The organism is Lysobacter sp. FW306-1B-D06B (genome assembly GCF_038446665.1).
Taxonomy (GTDB): Bacteria; Pseudomonadota; Gammaproteobacteria; order Xanthomonadales; family Xanthomonadaceae; genus Lysobacter_J.
The window spans coordinates 1,369,372-1,390,937 of the sequence record NZ_CP151802.1; the positions used below are offsets into that span (position 1 = coordinate 1,369,372).

Consider the following 21,566-nt stretch of genomic DNA (forward strand, 5'->3'; position numbering starts at 1 on the left):
CAATATCGCGCAAGCGCGGGCTGCTCACGACGGCACTGCTGGTGCTGTGCGTGCAGACCTTCTGCGCGCACGCGGCCGACCCCGCCAAGCGCCCCTGGCTCGACACCAGCCAAAGTTTCGAGCAACGCGCCGCCAGCCTCGTCTCGCAGATGACGCTGGAAGAGAAGGCTGCGCAGATGCAGAACGCCGCACCGGCCATCGAGCGCCTGGGCGTGCCCGCCTACGACTGGTGGAACGAAGCGCTGCACGGCGTCGCACGCGCGGGCGGTGCCACGGTATTCCCGCAGGCCATCGGCATGGCGGCGACGTTCGACGTGCCGCTGATGGCGAAGACCGCCGATGTCATCAGCGACGAAGCGCGCGCCAAGCACCACGAGTTCGCCCGCCACGATCAGCGCGGCCGCTACCAAGGCCTCACGTTCTGGTCGCCGAACATCAACATCTTCCGCGACCCGCGCTGGGGCCGCGGGCAGGAAACCTACGGCGAAGACCCGTACCTGACGTCGCGCATGGGCGTGGCCTTCGTGAAGGGGTTGCAGGGCGATGATCCGAAGTACCGCAAGCTCGACGCCACCGCCAAGCACTTCGCCGTGCACAGCGGCCCGGAGGCCGACCGCCACACCTTCGACGCCAAGCCCACGCAGCGCGACCTGCGCGAGACCTACCTGCCCGCGTTCGAAGCACTGGTGAAGGAGGGCGATGTCGATGCGGTGATGGGCGCCTACAACCGCGTGTACGGCGAATCGGCCAGTGCCAGCAAGTTCCTGCTGCGCGACGTGCTGCGCGAGGAATGGGGCTTCAAGGGCTACGTCGTGTCCGACTGCTGGGCGATCGTGGACATCTGGAAGCACCACAAGATCGTCGCCACGCCGGAGGAAGCCGCCGCACTCGCGGTGAATAACGGCACGCAGCTGGATTGCGGCGACACGTACATGCCCTCGCTGCCGGTCGCGGTGCGCAAGGGCCTGATCCCGGAAGCGGAGATCGATGCCGCGCTCACGCAGCTGTTCACCGCGCGCATGCGCCTGGGCATGTTCGATCCGCCGTCGCAGGTGCGCTGGGCGGGCATTCCGTACTCGGTGAACCAGTCGCCGGCGCACGATGCGCTCTCGCGCAAGGTCGCGCAGGAGTCGATCGTCCTGCTGAAGAACGACGGCATCCTTCCGCTGTCGCGCGACATCAGGCGCATCGCCGTCGTCGGCCCCACCGCCGACGACACGATGGCGCTGCTGGGCAATTACTACGGCACGCCGGCCGCGCCGGTGACGATCCTGCAAGGCATCCGCGAGGCGGCGCCGAATGCGCAGGTGGTGCACGCGCGCGGCGTCGACCTGGTGGAAGGCCGCGACGATCCCGCCGCGACGCCGCTGATCGAACCGCAGCACCTGCGCCCGTCGGCGGGTTCGACCGAACGCGGCCTGCGCGGCGAGTACTTCCGCAACCGCGATCTCACCGGCAAGCCGGTGCTGGTGCGCGTGGATTCGCAGATCGGTTACCGCTGGGACCGCGGTTCGCCCACCGACAACCTGATGGCGCGCGGCGAAGCGCAGGGCGGGCAGGACGTGCCGGCGGACGACTTCAGCATCCGCTGGAGCGGCCAGCTGCTGCCGCCGGTGAGCGGCAGCTACACGATCGAAGCGTCCGGCAACGACGGCTTCCGCCTGTACCTGGACGGCAAGCGGATCATCGACCACTGGGAGAACACCGACCGCCTGCACGCCGAACACGCGACGGTCGAACTGCAGGGCGGTCGCGCCTACGACATCCGCCTGGAGTATTACGAGCGCGAACGCGACGCCGGCGTGCGCCTGGCGTGGCGCATGCCCGGCGCGAAGCCGCCGTTCGAGGAAGCCGTGCAGGCCGCGCGCGATTCCGACGTGGTGATCTTCGTCGGCGGCCTCACCGGCGACGTCGAAGGCGAAGAGATGACGGTGAACTACCCCGGCTTCGCCGGCGGCGACCGCACCGACATCCGCCTGCCCGAAACGCAGCGCAAGCTGCTTGAAGCGCTGCACGCCACGGGCAAGCCGGTGGTGCTGGTGCTGACCACGGGTTCGGCGATCGCGGTGGACTGGGCCAAGCAGAACCTGCCGGCGATTGTGGTGGCCTGGTATCCGGGACAGCGCGGCGGCAACGCCGTGGCCGATGTGCTGTTCGGCGATGCCAACCCCGCCGGGCGCCTGCCGGTGACGTTCTACAAGGGCGACGAGAAGCTGCCCGCGTTCGACGACTACGCGATGCGCGGCCGCACGTACCGCTATTTCGAGGGCGAGCCGCTGTATCCGTTCGGGCATGGCCTGTCGTACACGACGTTCGCCTACGACGGCCTGCGCCTGGATCGCGCACGCGCGGATGCGACGCAGCCGGTGAAGGTGTCATTCAACGTGAAGAACACCGGCACGCGCGCGGGCGACGAGGTGGTGCAGCTGTACCTGCATCCGCTCAAGCCGCAGCGCGAGCGCGCGGGCAAGGAGCTGCGCGGCTTCCAGCGCGTGCATCTGCAACCGGGCGAATCGCGCGAGGTGAGCTTCACGATCACGCCGGCCCATGACCTGCGCACCTGGGACGAAGCGCGCAAGGCGTACGCCGTCGATCCGGGGGCGTATGAGGTGCAGGTGGGCGCTTCCAGCGCGGATATCCGTGCGAGGAAGACGTTGACGGTAACGAAGTAAGACCTGCGCGGGCGGGGCTCTCGGGCCCCGTCTGACAGTCCGTCATCCCCGCGAAAGCGGGGATCCAGCGCCTTGGCGGTCGAGGGAGGTCACTGGATTCCCGCTTTCGCGGGAATGACGACAGAAAAGAACAGCAGCAACAGCAACAGCAACAGCAACACCACCAACGCACCCGAACCACCCGAAACGACGAAGACCGAATTCCCGATGCAACGCCTCAGCAACACCACTCTCGAGCACCTTCCGCACGCCATCCAGCGTCCCGCCTACGACCGCGCCGCCGCCACCATCGGCATCGTCCACCTCGGCGTCGGCGCATTCCATCGCGCGCACCAGGCGGTGTACGTGGACGACATGCTCGCGCACGACCCGCACTGGGCCATCTGCGGTGTCTCGCTCAACAGCCGCGACGTGCGCGACGCGCTGGCGCCGCAGGACGGCCTGTACACGCTCGCGCTGCTGGGCGAACAGCCGCGCCTGCGCGTGATCGGCGCGCTGCGCGAAGTGCTGGCCGCACGCGAGCAGGGGGCGCTCGTGCTCGATCGACTCGCCGACCCCGGCGTGCGCCTGGTGACGCTGACGATCACCGAGAAGGGTTACTGCCTCTCGGGCAACGAACTCGACTTCGGCCACCCGGACATCGCGCACGACCTGATCTACCCCGACACGCCGGTCAGTGCGATCGGCTACCTCGTCGAAGGCCTGCGTCGTCGCAAGGCGCAGCGACTGCCGCCGTACACCGTGCTCAGCTGCGACAACCTGCCCGACAACGGCGGCAAGCTGCGTCGCGCGGTGGTGGCCTTCGCGCAGCGACTGGACCGCGACCTCGCATGCTGGATCGCGGAGAACGGCGCTTTCCCGCGTTCGATGGTGGACAGCATCACGCCGGCCACTGACGAGCCGGTGCGCGCGCGCGTCGCGGCGGAACTGGGCTGCACCGATGCCTGGCCCGTGCAGCGCGAGGCCTACACGCAGTGGGTGGTCGAGGACGCGTTCTGCAACGGCCGCCCGCCGCTGGAGCGCGCGGGCGTGACGATGAGCAACGAGATCGCCGGCTACGACAAGGCCAAGCTGCGGCTGCTCAACGCACCGCATTCGGCGCTGGCGTACCTGGGTTCGCTGATGGGCATCGAGACCGTCGCGCAGGCGATGGCCACGCCGGTGCTGGCCGGTTTCGTCGAGCGGCTGATGCGCGAGGCGATCGCACCGAACGTCGCCGCGCCGCGCGGCTTCGACGCGCAGCGTTATGCGGGCGACATTCTGGCGCGCTTCCGCAATCCGGCGATCCAGCACAAGTTGGCGCAGATCGCCTGGGACGGCTCACAGAAGATCCCGGTGCGGTTGCTGGGCACGATCGCCGACGCGCTGGAGGCGGGGCGTCCGATCGACCGCCTGTGCCTGCCGGTGGCGGGCTGGTTGCGCTTCGTGCGTCGCCAGGCGAACGCGGGCGTGGCGCTGGTGGATCCGATGAACGAGGCGCTGTCGGCGGTCGGCCTCGCCACCAACGGCGATGCGGTGCATGACGTTGCGGCGTTCCTGCAACTGGATGCGGTGTTCGCGTCGCTGTCGGAGGACGCGCGGTTCGTCGAGGGGTTGTGCGCGGCGTACGCGGCGCTCGGTGACGGTTCGCCCGACGCGGTCGCGAGGGCGCTGGCGGACGCATAGGGCACCAGCGCAGGTTTTGGGGCCGCGCGATCGCACTCCCTCCGGATCGCGTGGCCCGTTTTATTTGGCGGTGGCAGTTCTGGGCGGCGGCGGTTTTGCTCCTCCCCCTGCAAGCAGGGGAGGGAGTTGCCTGCGCCGCGTCGTAGCCCGGGTAAGGCCGCAGGCCGCACCCGGGTGATGCGTGCGGGACCCCGGGTGCGCTTCGCTTACCCGGGCTACTCGAGCTTTTGCTTTTCGCCTCGGCTCTTGCCCCTCCCCCTGCAAGCAGGGAGTGCGCTTGGCTTACCGGGCGACCGCGAGCAGGAACGCGAGGTCGGACGATCCTACGGGCCGAACCCCGCCCCCACCGCCGTCACCCGCACCCGCGCCACGAACGTGTGCGAGGTGAGGTACAGCGTGCGCCCGTCGTCGCCGAAGGCGCAGTTGGACACGCGCGCGCCGGTCTCGATCATCCCCAATCGCTTGCCGTTCGCGTCCATCACCAGCAACCCGCCCGGCGCGCTGGCGAACAGATGACCGTCGCGCGAAACGCACAACCCATCCGGCGCACCCTCCGCAGCGGCCGCCAGGTCGGACGCATCGGCCAGCACGCGGCGGTCGCGCACCTCGCCCTTCGCGTCGATCGCGTACGCCATCCACACCGGATGCGCGCGGTCGGAATTGGCGACGTACAACGTGCGCTCGTCCGGCGACAGCGCCACGCCGTTGGGAAACTTCAGCGCGCCTTCGATCAGGTGCACGGAACCGTCCGCATCCAGGCGATAGACGCCGTTCACCGGCTGCTCCTTCAGCGGCGATTCGTCGATGCCCTTCAGTCCGTATGGCGGGTCGGTGAAGAACACCGTGCCGTCGCTGCGGCGCGCGATGTCGTTGGGGCTGTTGAAGCGCTTGCCTTCGAAGGTCGCCGCCAGCGTCGTCCGGGTCTTGTCCGTCGGGTTGAAGCGCGCGATCAGCCGCGAGCCCGAATCGGCCAGCAGCACCGTGCCGCCCGGTTCGGCTTCCAGCCCGTTCGCACCGGCCTCGCGCAGGCCGGACAGGTCGGTGCCGTCGTAGCCGGAGGGCTTGAGGAACACCGACGCGCCATCGAGCGCGGACCAGCGGTGCATCGTGTTGGCCGGCACGTCGTTGAACAGCAGGTAGTCGCCGTTGGCGATCCACGCCGGGCCTTCGGACCATTCGAAGCCTTCGGCAATCTTTTCGATCCGCGCGTCCTTCGGCACCAGTGCATGGAAGGCCGGGTCGAACGCCTTGATGCGACCCACCGCCTCGTAGCGTGGCGTCGCTTCGTGCGGCGACGCACAAGCGGCAAGGAGTGAGCACGACAGCAACAGCGCGGTGATGCGAACGGCATGCGGCATGGTGCGGTTCCTCGTAAGGATCGGCAGTAGCCCGGGTAAGCGAAGCGCACCCGGGGAGGCGCTTGCGGTGAGGGTACCCCGGGCGCGGCCTTTGGCCTTACCCGGGCTACGGCTACGGTGCGGGCACCCGCAGCACCGCGTCCAGTGCAGGTTTCGGCTGGCGATCGCGATCGAACAACAGCGGGTAGTTGATGCGCCCCGGCACCGGATAGTCGTTCTTCCACGACATGCCGTCGTGCACGCCCCACAGGCTGACGCGGTCGATCACGTCGCGCTTGCGGTGGAACAGCGCGAACAGCTCGGCGTAACGGTTCGCCAGTTGCTGCTGCACCATCGGCGGCAAACCGTCGCGGTACGGGTCCAGGTAGCGCTTGAACTCGGGTAGCTGGAACTGCTTGTGCGCCATCACCGTGCCGATGACCTGCCCTTCGCGCGTAAGCGGCAGCACGTCCACGTCCAGCTCGGTGATCATCACCTTCACGCCGAGTGCGGCGTAGGCGTCGATGGCCGCTTCGATGTCCGCAAGCGACGGGTAGTTCAGGCCCCAGTGACCCTGCATGCCGATGCCGTCGATGCGCACGCCGGCCGCCTGCAACTGCTTCACCATGCGCACGATGCCGTCGCGCTTCTCCGGTCGCCAGGTGTTGAAGTCGTTGTAGTACAGCTGCGCGTCGGGCGCGTAGCGATGCGCGAACTCGAACGCGTGCTTCACCAGATCGTCGCCATCACCGACGGCGCGCACCCAGGTCGTATCGCGGTAGTTGCCGTCCTCGTCGATGACCTCGTTGACCACGTCCCACGCATCGACACGGCCCTTGTAGCGGCCGGCCACCTTCTCGATGTACACGCGCATCACCTCGATCTGCGCCTGCCGCGTGTTCGGCTGGCCCTTCGCATCGCGGAAGAACCACTCCGGCGTCTGGTTGTGCCAGACCAGCGTGTGGCCGATGACGTACATGCCGTGCCTGTGGCCGAAGTCGACGAAGGCATCGGCGGCGGCGAAGTCGTACACGCCGGGCTTCGGGTTGACGACCTCGGCCTTCATCACGTTCTCGGCGGTGATGGCGTTGAAGTGCTTGACCACCAACGCCCGCGAGGCCGCGTCGCGGCCGCTGACGATGTCGTCGTTCACCGCCACGCCGAGGCGGAAATCGTTGGCGTAGGCTTTCTGCAGTTGCGTGGCCGGTTCCTTCGACCACGCGGACATGGCCAGCGCCAGCGTGCTCAACACGAGCATGCCGAAGGACGCGCGTTGGAGGGGATGGTGCAGTTTCATGGTTGTTCCCGTGAAGTCAGTTCGATGCGTGCCGATTGCAGCGCGTCGGCCTCGGCGTGGACGGTGATCTCGCCGGAGCGTCCCGGCACCGCGCGCACGATCGCCAGCGCCAGGCCGCTGAACGCATCGCGCTCATGCGAGGGGAAGGCATCCATGTCGGTTGGATCGCCGTTGTCGGTGGCGACGAGTTCGCCCGCGCCTTCCACACGGAAGCGAATGCGTTGATCGGCAATCGGCACGGAGCGTCCATCGCGGTCGAGCACGCGCACGGTGATGAAGGACACGTCGCGGCCGTCGGCGGCGATCGTGCGGCGATCGGCGCGCGCGTCTAGTCGTGTCGCCGCGCCGGCCGTGCGCACGGTTTCCTTCGCCCACGGCTTGCCGGCCTTGTACGCCTGCACGCGCAGCTCGCCGGGCCGGTACACCACCTCGTCCCAGCGAAGGCGGTACTCGAACGGCGCCTTCTTCTTCCGACCCTGCGACACGCCATTGACGAACAGCTCGGCTTCGTCGCCGGAAGTGAACACGTGCACCGGCGTCACCTGGCCTTCGCGGCCGGGCCACGTCCAGTGCGGCAGCAGGTGCGCCATCGGCAGGTCCGGACGCCAGCGCGCCTGGTAGAGGTAATAGCGATCCTTCGGGAAGCCGGCCAGATCGACGATGCCGGAGTACGAACTGCGCGAGTCGTAATACGGTGTCGGCTCGCCGAGGTAATCGAAGCCCGTCCACACGAACTCGCCGGCGACGAACGGATGCCGGTCGAGGCTGGCGAACACCTTGTCGGCGCTGGAACCGAAATCCACCGCGTGCAGTTCGTACGCGCTGACCTGGCGGATCGTCGAGTCGCCGCCGCGCCCGTCGCGCACCGGCGCGCTCGACGCCTGCGTCACCGGGAACAGGTAGACGCCGCGGCTGCTCAGCGCGGAGGCGGTTTCGGTGCTGACGATGGCCTTGTCGGGGAACGCCGCGTGGAAGGCGTCGTACTGCGGCGGCGTGCGGATGCGCTGCGTGCCTTCGAACTCGGGCTCCTGGCGGATGCCTTCCCCCTGGTAATTCAGGCCGATGAGGTCCAGCGCGCCGGGCAGCGGCATGTCGGGCTTGGCCCAGTTCATCGCGTTGATCGTCGGCCGCGTGGGGTCTTCCTCGCGTGCGATGGCGTGCAGGCGTTTCGCGATGGCCGCGCCGGGTTCGCCCGTGTACTGCTCGCCGACTTCGTTGCCCACGCTCCACGCCACGATGGAGGGATGGTTGCGGTCGCGGCGCAGCAGCGCGCGCAGGTCGGGCTCGTGCCAGTCAGGGAAGACGAGGTGGAAGTCCAGCGGCGTCTTCTTGCGCTCCCAGGAATCGAACACCTCGTCGATGACGAGAAGCCCCATGCGATCGGTGAGTTCCAGCAATTCCGGCGCGGGCGGGTTGTGCGCCATGCGGATGGCGTTGGCGCCCATGTCGCGCAGGATTTCCAGCTGGCGCTGCGCCGCACGCAGGTTGAACGCCGCGCCGAGCGCGCCGAGGTCGTGATGGTTGTTCACGCCGCGGATGACGATGCGCTCGCCGTTGACGGACAGGCCTTCGTTGGCGTCGAAGCGGATCGTGCGGATGCCGAACGGCGTGTCCACGCGATCCACAATGCGGCCATCGCGCGTGACCGTGGTGACGGCGACGTAGCGGTGCGGCTGCTGCGTCGGCGGCGGGCCCCACAGGCGCGGGCGGGCAAGGGCGGTGTTGCCGGACAGCGTGGCGCCGGACTTCGCCGCGATGCGCGCGCGACCGCCGTCGATGCACGCGACGGCGCGGCCGGTCTTCGTGCCGTCGGCGTCGAGCGCGAACACGTCGGTGCTCACCGCCACGTCGACGGCGGCGTCGGAATCGTTGTCGACGGCCACGTCCAGCGCGATCGTCGCGCGTTCCGTCGACACCTGCGGCGTGGTCACGCGCGTGCCCCAGTGCGCGACATGCACCGGATCGTTCTTCACCAGCCAGACATCGCGATAGAGCCCGGCGCCGGGGTACCAGCGCGCCGAATCGGGTGGGTTGTCGAGGCGGATCGCGAGCTGGTTGGTGCCACCGGGAACAACGTAAGGCGTGAGATCCACGCGCCAGCCGTTGTAGCCGTACGGCCAGCCGCCGACGAGACGGCCGTTGAGCCACACCGTCGCGTACGACATCGCGCCGTCGACATCGAGGAAGATCGAACGGCCCTTGTCGCTGGCCCGGATGTCGAGCGTGCGGCGGTACCAGACCGGGCCCCAGGTCTGCAGCCGACCCATGCCGCCGTACGGGCCGTCCTTGAGGAACGGACCGGCGATGGCCCAGTCGTGCGGCAGCGTGACGCGCTGCCAGGCGCTGTCGTCGAACCGCGCCTGCACGTAGCTCACTTCGCTGCCGGGATCGCCGACAGGGCGGACGTGGCGCAGCGCAGGATCACGGATCAACGCATTTGCGGTGGGCAGAATCCACGGCTTGAGCACGCGCTCGCCACGCGTGTGCACCTTCGCGGCTTCATCCGGACGCGCGTCGGCGTCCTTGCCGTCGGCGCTCTTCTCCACGGTGGGGCGCACGTCGTAGTCCAGGCCGGTGGTGCCGGCGGGGTCGCCCTTGTGGAAGCGCCAGTCGGTGTCGAGGCGGATGCGTTCGCGGGGCGGCTGCGCGAGTGTCGGCGCGGCAGCGCATAGCCACACCACGGCACAGGCCACCCACAGCATTCCCCTCACACACTTGCTGGTCATCGGCCGCACTCGCGCCCCTCGCACTTGAAGATGTCATCCCCGCGTAGGCGGGGATCCAACTGTGAGGGCCCGGATGGTTGGATTCCCGCCTGCGCGGGAATGACAGCATCACACGGCCCTTCCAGATGCCTACGTCCAGGCAATCACAACCGATACGCCTGCTTCGGCAACCGATACGCCAGATCCCGCGCCACTTCCACCGCTTCGTCCTCGTCCATGCGGTGCTCGGCCACCAGCTTGGCGAGGAACGCGCAGTCGATGCGCCGCGCGACATCGTGGCGCGCCGGAATCGACAGGAACGCGCGCGTGTCGTCGTTGAAGCCGATGGTGTTGTAGAAGCCGCCGCTGGCCAACGTCTGCTCGCGGAAGCGCCACATGCCTTCGGGCGCATCGTGGAACCACCACGCCGGGCCGAGGAACAGCGTCGGATAGTGGCCGGCCAGCGGCGCCAGCTCGCGGCTGTAGGTGCTTTCGTCCAGCGTGAAGAGGATGACGGTGAGGCGCGGGTCGTTGCCGAAGCGGTCCAGCAGCGGCTTGAGCGCATGCACGTACTCGGTGCGCAGCGGGATGTCGGCGCCCTTGTCGCGGCCGTAGCGCTCGAACAGCCCCGCGTTGTGATTGCGGAAGCAGCCCGGATGGATCTGCATCACCAGCCCGTCGTCCAGGCTCATCTCCGCCATCTGCGTCAGCACCTGCGCGCGGAACAGCTCCGCCTGCGCCGGCGTGGCCGTACCGCGCACGACGGTGTCGAACAGCTTGCGTGCCTCGTCCGGCGGCAGGTTGGCGGTGGCGGCGGTGGGGTGGCCGTGGTCGGTGGAGGTGGCGCCCATCTGCTTGAAGAACGCGCGGCGCTGGCGGTGCGCGCGCAGGTAGCCGTCCCAGCTGTACACGTCTTCGCCGGTCAGCGCGCCGAACTCGCGCAGCGCGTGCGGGAACTGCTCGTGTTCGGGATCGACCACGGCGTCGGGGCGGTAGGCGGTGATGACGCGCCCCTTCCAGCCGCTGTCGCGGATCGTGGCGTGATGCTCCAGCGGGTCCAGTGGCGATTCGGTGGTGGCGATCACCTCGATGTTGAAGCGCTCGAACAACGCGCGCGGCGTGAACTGCGGCGTGTGCAACGCTTCGGTGATGCGGTCGTAGTAGGCATCGGCGGTGCCTTCGCCGAGCCGTTCGCGAAGACCGAACACGTCGTGGAAGACGTGGTTGAGCCACATCGACGACGGCGTGCCCCGGAACAGATGGAAGTTGCGCGCGAACACGCGCCACGCCGCGCGCGGATCGACATCGGCGCGGGAGCCGTCGGCGCGCGGAATGCCGATTTCATCCAGCGACACGCCCTGGCTGTAGAGCATGCGGAATACGTAATGGTCCGGCACCAGCAGCAGCTCGGTCGCGTTGGCGAACGGCGCATTGCCGGCGAACCAGGACGGGTCGGTGTGCCCGTGCGGGCTGACGATGGGCAGGCAGGCCACTTCGCCGTACAGCCGGCGCGCGATGGCGCGCTGCACGGTGTCGGAGGGGAACAGGCGGTCTTCGTGGAGATGGAGAGCGGTCGCGGAACTCATGTCGTGTTCTCTGGTGTGTTTCGGCGGCGAAGCAAGCTCGCCACCCTTGATCGTCATTCCCGCGAAAGCGGGAACCCAGTGCCTTTGCCCAAATCGCCGGACGTCGCTGGACCCCCGCTTTCGCGGGGATGACGAGCGGTCGCTGCGATTCGTTTGCCTCGGATGCCTACAGCTTCGGACTCTCCACCGGCCCAAGGTAGCTTTCGCGCGCGCCCTTGCGCACCACTTCGATGCGCTGGAGCACCACGCCCGGGTCGATGCGCCACACGCGCATCATGCGGTTGCCCGCATCGGCGCGGTGGCGTGAAGCCCCGACGTACACACTGTCGCTCACCGCGCTTGTCCATGCCTTGAAATCGGCATGCTCGGGCGTCGGATCGGATTTCACGGTCACCACCTGCGGCGCCTCGCCGTCGATGGAAACGGCGTAACGCAGGCCACCGCCATGCTGGATATCCAGGGTCGGCGACATCACGACGCGGACCTCGAACTCGCCGTTGCGCGCCAGGTGGATCGGATACTCCAGCCAGGCGCCACGGTCGTCCGTCGTACCCGCCGCTGCGGTCACCGGGAACGAGGTGACGCCGGAGAGCGTGCGGCCGAGGTTCGGAATCGTCCGCCATTGCACGCCGGTCGGCGCGACGGCACGCGCATGGTGCTCGGCCTCGATGGCGATGCGGCCGTCGCTTTCGACGAAACCGTGGATGGCGGCGGTGTCGGCCGGCTTCACGATCGGCACGTCGATCGCGACCCGCGTGCCTTCGTCGCCGCGCAACGTGATGCGGGCGGCGTGCTGGCCTGCGGGGGCGGCGTTCCAGTCGACTTCGACGCGCAGCGGCTGGTCTTCGCGCACTTCGCCGGAGGTCGGCGTCACTCTCAGCCAGGGCTGCGAGGCATCGGCCGTGAAGTGGAAGGGCGCGCTGCCTCGATTGAACACCACCACCTCGCGCGAACGCGCGGCGAACGGGTCCAGCGCCGGCAGCACCGGCGTGGACTTCGCGCCCGGCCAGGCGGCCGTGTCGCCCTCGACCGTCACGCCCATCGACGCGCCGGCACGCGCGTCCACGCGTTCCAGTGTCGGCATGATGTTCCGGTCAGGCTGCTGCCACGAGGTGTAGCCGATGCGCGGCTGCGACATCATGTGGACCCACTTGCCGCCGGCGATGTCCTGCTCGTAGATGCGCGCCAGTTCGGCGTCACGATCGAACAGTGTGCGTGCAAGTTCGCCCTGCGCATTCGCCGAGACGCGGCCTTGCGCGGCATACAGGCGGTTGCGGCCGACGGCCACGTACATCGCGTTGAGGTTGGCGCTGGCGAGGATGGGGTATTCGACGAGCTGGTAGTACGCGTCGCGATACTGCGGCCCCAATGCGGCGCCTATTGCATGCGCACGCTCAGCCAGCGCGGTCCAGTCGGCGTTGATCCGCTGCGCTTCGCCGTCGTTGACCAGGCTCCACGTGTCGGGCGAGATCAGCTCCGGCTTGCGGCGCGCGTTGTACTGCGTGTAGCGCGTGAGCAGCTCGCCGATCTGCGCCGCGTGCTGCGCGCCGAACTGCTTGGCCGCCCAGTCGGCCGGGTAGCGTTGCAGGCGCTCCAGCGGGAACGCGTCGGGCTTCCAGGCGTAATCGAGGAAGAAGGAGATCGGGAACTCCATCGGCTTGAGGTCGCCGACGTTGACGATCCACAGCTGCCGCGCGCCGTACTCGTACGCCAGGTGCATCTGCTCCCAGGTGCGTTCGATCTGCGTGGTGTTGAGCCACTTGTAGTTGCGCGGCCCGCCGACGTAGTCGAAGTGGTAGTACACGCCGTAGCCGCCGCCGCGCGTGTCGCCGGGCTTGGGCAGGCGGCGGATGTTGCCCCAGTTGTCGTCGGCGAAGAGTAGCGTGACGTCGTCGGGCACCTGCATGCCGTCGTCGAAGTAGTCCTGCACTTCCTTGTAGAGTGCCCACACCTGCGGCGTCTGCGCGGCCGGCTTACCGGTAAGCTCGGTGAGGATGCTGCGCTGGTCGGCGACGATCGTCTGCAACAGTTCGATCGCCGTGCCCTGCGTCATCGGCTCGTCGCCGTCGCCGCGCATGCCCAGCGTGACCACGCTTTCGTTCGTGCCCATGCGCGAGATGCCCTCGCGCCAGAACGCACGCAGGCGCTCGTCATTCTTCGTGTAATCCCACGGGCCCTGGCCGTGGCGTTCCCATTCGACGTGGGCGCGCATCATCGGTTCGTGGTGGCTGGTGCCGATGACCACGCCGTATTCGTCGGCGATCTTCGGACTGAGCGGGTCGTCGTCGGCGAAGGCGCGGCCCCACATCGCGGGCCACAGGTAGTTGCCCTTCAGGCGCAGGATCAGCTCGAAGATGCGCTCGTAGAACTGGTGGTTCGGGCCGCCGTAGGTGGCCTTGATCCAGCCGCCCAGCGCGGGGTCTTCGTCATTGAGGAAGAGGCCGCGGTAGCGCACGTCGGGCGCATCGGTGAAACGTCCCGGCGCGATGTAGCGCGTTTCGCGCACCGGCACCGGCACGTCCGCCCACCACGACCACGGCGATACGCCCAGGCGGCGCGAGAGTTCGTACAGGCCGAAGACGGTGCCGCGCTTGTCGGCGCCGATGACGACGAGCGCGCGGTCGATGCCGGGCTCGGGGCGGTCGACGACCTGCAACAGGTAGCCTTCCCACGTGCCGGCGACGCCCGTCGTGTCGAGGCGTTTGGCCTTCACGATGCGGTCGATGCGCGCGCTGCGGCCGAGCGTGCCGGCAATGATCGCGGTTTTCGTCGGTTTTGCCTGCGCGGAGGCGCCGGCCACCTTGGCCAGGTCGCCTTGCAGGTCGCGCGCGGCACGCAGCACGCCGGGAAAATCCGCTTCGTCGGTGAGCACGCGCGCGGTGCGGCCGTGATCGACCAGTGCGAGCGCGCCGGCGACGGCGGTGTCGCAGACCGCCGCCGGTTGTTCGCAACCGCTCGCCGCGAAACCGGGCGCACTGGCGAGTATCGCCAGCGCGGCGACGGCGGCACGCACTCGCGTCACGGTGCCGGTTTCGCGGTGTCGCGCACGTACTCGCGCAGCCATTGCAGGGCCGGACGTTCGCTGCCGTCCTTGCGCACCAGGTACGCCTTTTCCTTCTGCCGCCACAGGCCGGGGCGGAAGCCCCACAGCGTCACGCCCTTCACCGCCGGATGCTCCCAGAACACCGGGAAGATGCGCTGGTAATCCTTGAGTTGCTGCTCGTCCGTGGGGCCGTCGATGTCCAGTTCGGTCACGTAGATCGGAAGGCCGGTCTGCGCGAGCGAGTCGAGGTTGGCCTTGTGCACCGACATCGGGACGTCGGGCGTCGTGGCGAACGCGTGGCCCTGCACGCCGATGCCATCGACGAGGTTTTCCTGTCGCAGCAGCTCGATGATCTCGCGATAGCGCTTCGTCGCGTCGGGCTTGTTGGTGATGCTGTAGTCGTTGATGAGCAGCTTGGAATTCGGGAAATGCTTGCGGGCCAGGCGGTAGGATTCCATGATCCAGTCCCAGCCGGTCGCGCCGCTGCCGCCGAGCGCGTTGATGTAGTTGCCGCCGCCCTTGTCGTCCTTGTTCGGCGGATCGTTGAGGGGCTCGTTCACCACTTCGACGTAGTCCAGCTGCGGATAGCGTTCGGCCACGGCGGCGAACCACTCCTCGATTTCCTCGCGTTGTTCGGCGACGGGGAGCTTCTCGATCCACTCCGGCTGCTGGTTGCCCCAGACCATCACGTGCATCTGGAAGGGCAGGCCGTTGTCCTTGGCGGCGAGATAGGCCTCGTCGAGCCCGCGCCAGTCCATGCGATCGCGCTTGCGTTCGACTTCGCCCCACTTGCCGGCGTTTTCAGGCGTGACCTTGTTCCAGTAACGCGCGAAGTCCTTCGACTGCGGTTTGCTGTACGCGCTGCCGAGGAACTTCGGCTGCCCTGCGGCCAGTGCGGTGCCGGCGTCCTGCGCGTGGACGATGGCCGGCGCCGCGGCGAGCAGCGCGCAAAGAATGGTGTGGCGATGTTTCATTCCGTCCCTCCTACGGATGAATGAGGTCATGCGGCTGCCGGCTTGCTTTCCAGCGCCACGGGTTTGAGTTTGGGGACCAGCAGGTGCACGACCAGCAGCGCGATCAGGTACGCGCAGCCGGCGATCAGGAAGATGCGGGCGTAGCTGCCGGTGGATTCCAGCTGCGCGCCGGTGAAGACCGACATCATCATGCCGCCCACCGCGCCGGCGAAGCCGCCGATGCCGACCACGGACGCGACCGCGTGACGCGGGAACATGTCCGACGGCAGCGTGAACACGTTCGCCGACCAACCCTGGTGGCCGGCCATCGCCAGGCCGATCAGCGCCACCGCGATCCACAGGTTGTCGACCTGCGTGACCAGCACGATCGGCGCCACGCACAGCGCGCAGATGAGCATCGCGCCCTTACGCGCGCGGTTCACGTCCCAGCCCAGGCGCATGAAACGGCCCGCGAGCCATCCGCCGGCGATGCTGCCGACGTCGGCCATGAGGTATACGACGATCATCGGCAGTCCGATGGTGGCGAGCGAAAGCTTGTATTCGGAGGCCAGGAACTTGCCGAGCCAGAACAGGAACAACCACCACACCGGATCGGTGATGAACTTGGCCGCGACGAAGGCCCACGCCTGGCGGTGGCGCAGCAGTTGCAGCCACGGCACCTTGACGCTCGGTTCGGGCGGATCGCTGCGGATGTGCTCCAGTTCAGCGGCCGAAAGCTTGGGCTGGTCCTCCGGCGTGCGGTAGGTCAGCAGCCAGGCCACCAGCCACGTCGCACTGAGCACGCCGGTGAACAGGAACGCCGCCTGCCATCCCCACGTCGCGGCAATGATCGGCACCAGCAGCGGCGCGAGCACCGCGCCGACGTTGGAGCCGGCGTTGAACACGCCCACGGCCAGCGCACGCTCGCGCCGCGGGAACCATTCGGCGACGGTCTTGATCGCGGCGGGGAAGTTGCCTGCTTCGCCCAGGCCCAACGCGAAACGCGCGAGCGCGAAGCCCACCACGGTGCCGGCCAGCGCATGCGCCATCGCCGCCACGCTCCACACGCTGATCGCGATGGCGTAGCCGATGCGCGTGCCGAAGCGGTCGATGATCGCGCCCGTGCACAACAGGCCGATCGCGTACGCGGCCTGGAACGCGGTGACGATGTAGCCGTACTGGATCTCGTTCCAGCCGATCTCGGTCTGCAGGAACGGCGCGAGCACGCCGAGCACCTGGCGGTCGACGTAGTTGATGGTCGTGGCCGCCAGCAGCATCGCGCACACGCGCCAGCGGTAGTTGCCGACCTTCGTCGTCGCGGCGGGCGCGGTGCCCTGGCTCAGATCGTTCATGCGCGCGCGCCTGCGTGAGGCATCGCGAAGGGCAGGCAGGTGTGATGCATCGTCGCGAACGTCCCCCTGCACACGCGCAGGTATTGAAAGAGGAAGAAAAAGTGGTAGCGCTATCATTAGCATGAGCGCCGGCGTGGGACCAACCGCGCTGCCACATCGCGTATCCAACCTGCTTTAAGGGGCCAACGTCATGCTGCATTGCAGCGAAAAGACGTTTCCAGGCCCCGTTTTCGTCATGTTGCTCCGCAGCGTGCGGTGAAAAAATGGTAGCGCTACCATCCGCCGGCACTGCTTCATGGGTCACCGCGTCAAACGGGTTTCAACCAGAACAACTGGAAACGGTCGCCAGTCCCAGGGGGACGGCCCGGATTACCAGCACAAATCACCAGAAAATCGGGAGGGGAGTACGGTGCAACACCAGGTGAAGAAGTCGACGTTGTCGCATGCGCTGAGCGTGGCGCTGCTGGGCATGATCAGCAGCACGGCGTTCGCGCAGGCACAGACGGAGCAAGCGGCGGCGCAGCCCGCCACCGAACAAGCGCAGGCGTCGCCATCGGCGTCGAGCGAGCAGGTCACCGAGCTGGACCGCGTGGTCACCACTGGTTTCCGCCAGAGCCTTGAGTATTCGACGCAGGCCAAGCGCGATTCCACCGGCTTCACCGATTCGATCTTCGCCGAGGACCTCGGCAAGTTCCCGGACGTGAACATCGCCGAGTCGCTGGCCCGCATCCCGGGCATCCAGCTCAACCGCGACGTCAACGGCGAAGGTCTGAACGTCGCCATCCGCGGCCTGCCCAACAGCTTCACCAAGACCACCATCAACGGTGCGTCGGTCGCCACGGCCTCGATCGGCCTGGATTCGACCAACCAGAACCGCGAAGTCGACCTGAACCTGTTCCCGACCGAATTCTTCAGCCAGATCAAGGTCTACAAGTCCCCGACGGCGGCGTTGACCGAAGGCGGCGCGGCGGGCGTGATCGACATGCGCAACGTGCGCCCGTTCGACCGTCCGGATTCGCAGCTGACCTACATCCTGCAGGCCGACTACAACGACATCGCCGAGGAAGCCAGCCCGCGCGGCACGGTGATCGGCAGCTGGCTCAACGAGGACAAGACCTTCGGCGTGCTGGCCGGCGTGACCTCCGCGCGCGGCAAGCTGGGCGTGGAAGGTTATGAAACGGTGGGCTGGACCAACCCGAACCTGACCAACGCGCAGTGCGGCAATGCCGCCGCGGCGACGGCACCGGGCGCCTTCCCCGCGCTGGGTCAGCCCTGCAATCTGACGGGTGGTAACGGCTGGCGCATTCCTGACTCTGTCGCCACGACTCCCTACACGACCGCCGCCGGCCTTGCGGGCCAGACCTTCAACGCACAGTGGCTGCGCGATCACAACCCGGGCCTGACCACGCAGCAGATCGGCGAAGCGCTGATCCCGCGCCTGGGCCGCCCGGTGCACATGTCCGGCGACCGCGACCGCGATTCGTTCCTCGGCTCGGTGCAGTGGCGCCCGGCCGACTGGGCCGACATGTACATGGATGTCCTGTACACGAAGGCCGAGCGCAGCAACGACCGCATCGACATGAACCTCATCGGCCGCAACGGCGCGATGATCCCGATGAACATGCAGCTGGACGCGAACAACGTCGTCACCAGCGCCACGTTCGCCAACGCGCAGTTCTTCCTCGAGGCCCGTCCGTACAACGAGGAAGTGCAGTACTGGCAGGTCACCCCGGGCGGCACGTTCTACTTCGCCGACGACGTCAAGCTCGACGTGGCGGGCAGCTACAGCCGCAGCTGGATGCGCCGCGACTCGCCGACGATCCTGTTCAACTCGCCGTTCACCACGATCCAGTACACCAACAACGGCGACATCCCGACCTGGACCACCGATCTCGACCTGAACGACCCGAACGCCGGCTGGACCTGGACCGGCGGCCGCGTCTGGGCGCAGAACGAAAAGCGCGTGACCGAGACGAAGGGTTTGAACGCCAGCCTGCAGCTGGGCGACGACCGCAACAACGTCGTCTTCGGCCTGGCCTGGGACCAGAACTACCGCACCATCGTCGGCTTCGGCGACACCGGTACCAGCTGGCAGCCGTATGCGCTGTCGCAGGTGCCGACCTCGGCGCTCCCGGGTTACATCACGCCGGGTCCGTTCGGCTTCGTGTCGGTGGATTTCGACCGCTTCATGGCGGACACGAACTACGCCTTCTATCGCGACAACGCACCTGAATCCAGCGGCGCCAACACCGGTGCGCCCACCGGTGGCTTCGACGAGGCCAACACCGCCGCCTTCATCATGGTCAACGGCGAGTCGGAGGTCTGGCACCGCACGATGCGCTTCAACCTCGGCATGCGCTATGCGCAGACCGACCAGGACATCACCGGTCCTGTGACCATCAACGGCGTGCGCAACTACCGGACGCTGACCGGCGATTACGCCGAGTGGCTGCCGTCGTTCAGTGCGGCGTGGGACGTGGCCGATAACGTCGTGCTGCGCACCTCGGCTTCGCGCACCATGACGCGGCCGAACCCGAGCTCGATGCTGCCGTCGACCACGTTCACGGATCAGGGTGCCCAGATTGCGAACCAGGGCAATCCGGATCTGACGCCGTACATCTCGACCAACTTCGACATCGGCGGCGAGTGGTACACCGGTGGCGAAGGCTTCGTCGGCGTGACGCTGTTCAACAAGCGCATCGAGGGCTACACCTTCCAGGGCGTGACCACCCGGCCGTTCACCAGCCTGGAGATTCCGTTCGAAAGCCTGACCGAAGCACAGCAGATCGCCATCAACAACCGCGGCGGTCCGAACGTGGCGACCGTGAACGTGCAGCAGCAGGTCAACGCCGATGCCGAGCTGGAGATCCGCGGCATCGAACTGATCTGGGTGCAGCCGTTGAACTTCGTGTTCGAAGGCCTGGGCTTCATGGCCAACTTCTCGAAGCTCAACATCGACACGATCGGCAAGGATTCCAGCGCGCTGGCCGGCAACGTCTACGGCGTCTCGCCGAAGATGTGGAACGCCACCACCTACTGGGAGAACGACGTCGCCTCGGTGCGCCTGTCGTACAACTGGCAGGAAGGCGCGGTAGGCACGGGTCCGAACCAGCAGGGCATTCCGTTCGCGCAGCTCTACGGCGAAGACCGCGGCCAGCTCGACCTGTCCTCCAGCTACACGCTGAAGGGCATCAAGTCCGAGCCGCAGATCTTCTTCAACGTGCTCAACATCACCGGCGAGGAACGCCGTTCGTTCTTCGCCTACGACAATGCGGTCAACGACATGTACGACCCGGGCACCACGTACACCATCGGCGTCCGCGGCACGTTCTGATCAGTCGCACAACATGATCCAACAGCGGTAACCTGCGGCCCGTTCCGGTGGAAACACCGGGCGGGCCGCGCTACTTCGGCCCCGCCGCGGCGGGGCCCTCGAATTCGAACGCCAGGGGCACATGAACAACACTTCCGAAACGTTGTCTGTCACCGAGAAGGTCGGCTACAGCCTCGGCGACCTCGCCGCGAACCTGATCTTCCAGACGCTGGTGACGTTCCTTGCGTTCTTCTACACCGACGTCTACCGCATTCCCGCGGCGACGGCGGCCACCATCATCTTCATCGGCGGCATGCTCGGCGCATTCGTGTTCACGCCGATCATCGGCATCGCGGCCGACCGCACCAACACGCGCTGGGGCAAGTTCCGGCCGTGGATCCTGTGGACGGCGATCCCGTTCGGTGTGTTCTCGCTGCTGGCCTTCAGCACGCCCGATCTCGCACCGGGCGCGAAGGTCGCCTACGCGATGGGCACCTACACGCTGCTGGTGCTGATCTACGCGGCCAACAACCTGCCGTACTCGGCGCTCAGCGGCGTGCTCACCGGGTCCATGGCGCAGCGCAACAGCCTGTCGTCGTACCGCTTCGTCGCGGTGATGGTCGCGCAGTTCGTCATCCAGGCGCTGCTGCTGCCGCTGGTGCTGATCCTCGGCGACGGCGACAAGGTGCGCGGCTTCCACAACACGATGATGCTGTTCGCCGTCGTCGGCACCGTGTTCTTCCTGATCACCTTCTTCACCACGAAGGAGCGCATCGTCCCGGCGCCGGAGCAGAAGTCCAGCGTGCGCCAGGACCTGACCGACCTCGCGCGCAACCGGCCGTGGGTGGTGATGCTGATGCTGACCATCCTGGTGTTCATGACGCTCGCGCTGAAGGGCGGCATGTACGTGTACTACTTCAAGTACTACCTGAGCGAGCCGCACCTGGCGGCGTTCCTCGAACAGGTCGGCTTCAACGGCTTCATCGCCGGCTTGAACTCGGTGCTCACCGGCGTCGGCCTGACCGAGTTCCAGTGGCCCAAGGACGCGCCGACCTCCGCGCTGAGCCTGTTCAATGCCGGCGGCATCATCTTCATGATCATCGGCATCGGCTTCTCCAAGCGTCTGGCCGACCGCTTCGGCAAGCGCGACGTCTTCGGCGGCGCGCTGCTGGTCTCCACGCTGTTCATGCTGGCGTTCTTCGTGTTTCCGCCGCAGGCGACGTGGGTGGTGTTCACCTCGCAGATCCTGCACGGCTTCTTCTACGGCATCACCATTCCGCTGTTGTGGGCGATGATCGCGGACGTGGCCGACTACTCCGAATGGAAGAACCACCGTCGCGCCACCGCCATCATCTTCTCGGCGATGCTGTGCGGACTGAAGATCGGCCTCAGCGTCGGCGGCGCCTCGGTGGCGGGCATCCTCGCCTACTACGGCTACAACGCGGACGCAGCGGCACAGGCGCCGCAGACCGTGGACGGCATCCGCCTGGCGGTCAGCCTCTACGCCTCGCTGCCGTTCCTGCTGTGCGTGGCGCTGCTGTTCCTTTACGAAATCAACAAGCCGATGGAATCGCGCATCGAACAGGAACTCACCGCGCGCCGTGCCGGCGCGGTGTCCTGATCCGCACCCGACCTCCACGCAA

At 67.4% G+C, this 21,566-nt stretch carries 11 protein-coding genes; 4 read left to right on the forward strand and 7 right to left on the reverse strand.

Features of this window, described 5'->3' with window-relative positions; genetic code table 11:
* Positions 1-50 precede the first annotated feature (50 nt).
* Positions 51-2,672, forward strand: a complete 2,622-nt coding sequence (locus AAFF32_RS06250) for a glycoside hydrolase family 3 C-terminal domain-containing protein (RefSeq protein WP_342316830.1) — start codon at positions 51-53, stop codon at positions 2,670-2,672.
* A 207-nt stretch (positions 2,673-2,879) separates the two neighbouring features.
* Complete coding sequence (locus AAFF32_RS06255) at positions 2,880-4,337, forward strand: mannitol dehydrogenase family protein (RefSeq protein ID WP_216961858.1); 1,458 nt, start codon at positions 2,880-2,882, stop codon at positions 4,335-4,337.
* 323 nt (positions 4,338-4,660) lie between these two features.
* Here AAFF32_RS06255 and AAFF32_RS06260 read toward each other — a convergent pair whose 3' ends face one another.
* The 7 genes from AAFF32_RS06260 to AAFF32_RS06290 form a co-directional block, all read right to left on the reverse strand.
* On the reverse strand, positions 4,661-5,695 hold the full coding sequence (locus tag AAFF32_RS06260; protein ID WP_342316831.1) for an SMP-30/gluconolactonase/LRE family protein: 1,035 nt from the start codon (positions 5,693-5,695) through the stop codon (positions 4,661-4,663).
* 112 nt (positions 5,696-5,807) lie between these two features.
* On the reverse strand, positions 5,808-6,902 hold the full coding sequence (locus AAFF32_RS06265) for an endo-1,4-beta-xylanase (protein ID WP_342317239.1): 1,095 nt from the start codon (positions 6,900-6,902) through the stop codon (positions 5,808-5,810).
* Between the two features lie 65 nt (positions 6,903-6,967).
* Positions 6,968-9,673: a beta-galactosidase GalB gene (gene galB / locus AAFF32_RS06270; RefSeq protein ID WP_342317240.1), complete on the reverse strand. Its 2,706-nt coding sequence runs from the start codon at positions 9,671-9,673 to the stop codon at positions 6,968-6,970.
* Between the two features lie 167 nt (positions 9,674-9,840).
* Positions 9,841-11,262 (reverse strand): glucuronate isomerase, encoded by a 1,422-nt coding sequence (gene uxaC, locus AAFF32_RS06275; RefSeq protein WP_216961025.1) that lies wholly within the window; start codon positions 11,260-11,262, stop codon positions 9,841-9,843.
* A 166-nt stretch (positions 11,263-11,428) separates the two neighbouring features.
* Positions 11,429-14,284: a glycosyl hydrolase 115 family protein gene (locus tag AAFF32_RS06280; protein WP_342316832.1), complete on the reverse strand. Its 2,856-nt coding sequence runs from the start codon at positions 14,282-14,284 to the stop codon at positions 11,429-11,431.
* Positions 14,281-15,279, reverse strand: a complete 999-nt coding sequence (locus AAFF32_RS06285) for an endo-1,4-beta-xylanase (RefSeq protein ID WP_216961023.1) — start codon at positions 15,277-15,279, stop codon at positions 14,281-14,283. The genes AAFF32_RS06280 and AAFF32_RS06285 overlap by 4 nt, the downstream gene beginning before the upstream one ends.
* A 26-nt stretch (positions 15,280-15,305) precedes the next feature.
* Positions 15,306-16,610 (reverse strand): MFS transporter, encoded by a 1,305-nt coding sequence (locus AAFF32_RS06290; RefSeq protein ID WP_216961019.1) that lies wholly within the window; start codon positions 16,608-16,610, stop codon positions 15,306-15,308.
* 409 nt (positions 16,611-17,019) lie between these two features.
* On the opposite strand from AAFF32_RS06290, the gene AAFF32_RS06295 reads away from it, so the two are divergent.
* Positions 17,020-19,944 carry a TonB-dependent receptor gene (locus AAFF32_RS06295; RefSeq protein WP_216961016.1) on the forward strand — a complete coding sequence of 975 codons (2,925 nt, stop codon included), beginning with the start codon at positions 17,020-17,022 and terminating at the stop codon, positions 19,942-19,944.
* Positions 19,945-20,065: 121 nt separating this feature from the next.
* A complete protein-coding gene (locus AAFF32_RS06300; protein ID WP_216961013.1) occupies positions 20,066-21,544 on the forward strand; it encodes an MFS transporter in 1,479 nt (492 codons plus the stop codon).
* The last annotated feature ends 22 nt before the right edge of the window (positions 21,545-21,566 follow it).

Bases quoted from the DNA above. Each gene is read 5' to 3' on its own strand.
- AAFF32_RS06260 (WP_342316831.1), bottom strand. From the start codon at position 5,695: ATGCCGCATGCCGTTCGCATCACCGCGCTGTTGCTGTCGTGCTCACTC.
- AAFF32_RS06300 (WP_216961013.1), top strand. From the start codon at position 20,066: ATGAACAACACTTCCGAAACGTTGTCTGTCACCGAGAAGGTCGGCTAC.
- AAFF32_RS06290 (WP_216961019.1), bottom strand. From the start codon at position 16,610: ATGAACGATCTGAGCCAGGGCACCGCGCCCGCCGCGACGACGAAGGTC.
- galB (WP_342317240.1), bottom strand. From the start codon at position 9,673: ATGCTGTGGGTGGCCTGTGCCGTGGTGTGGCTATGCGCTGCCGCGCCG.
- uxaC (WP_216961025.1), bottom strand. From the start codon at position 11,262: ATGAGTTCCGCGACCGCTCTCCATCTCCACGAAGACCGCCTGTTCCCC.
- AAFF32_RS06265 (WP_342317239.1), bottom strand. From the start codon at position 6,902: ATGTCCGCGTGGTCGAAGGAACCGGCCACGCAACTGCAGAAAGCCTAC.
- AAFF32_RS06255 (WP_216961858.1), top strand. From the start codon at position 2,880: ATGCAACGCCTCAGCAACACCACTCTCGAGCACCTTCCGCACGCCATC.
- AAFF32_RS06285 (WP_216961023.1), bottom strand. From the start codon at position 15,279: ATGAAACATCGCCACACCATTCTTTGCGCGCTGCTCGCCGCGGCGCCG.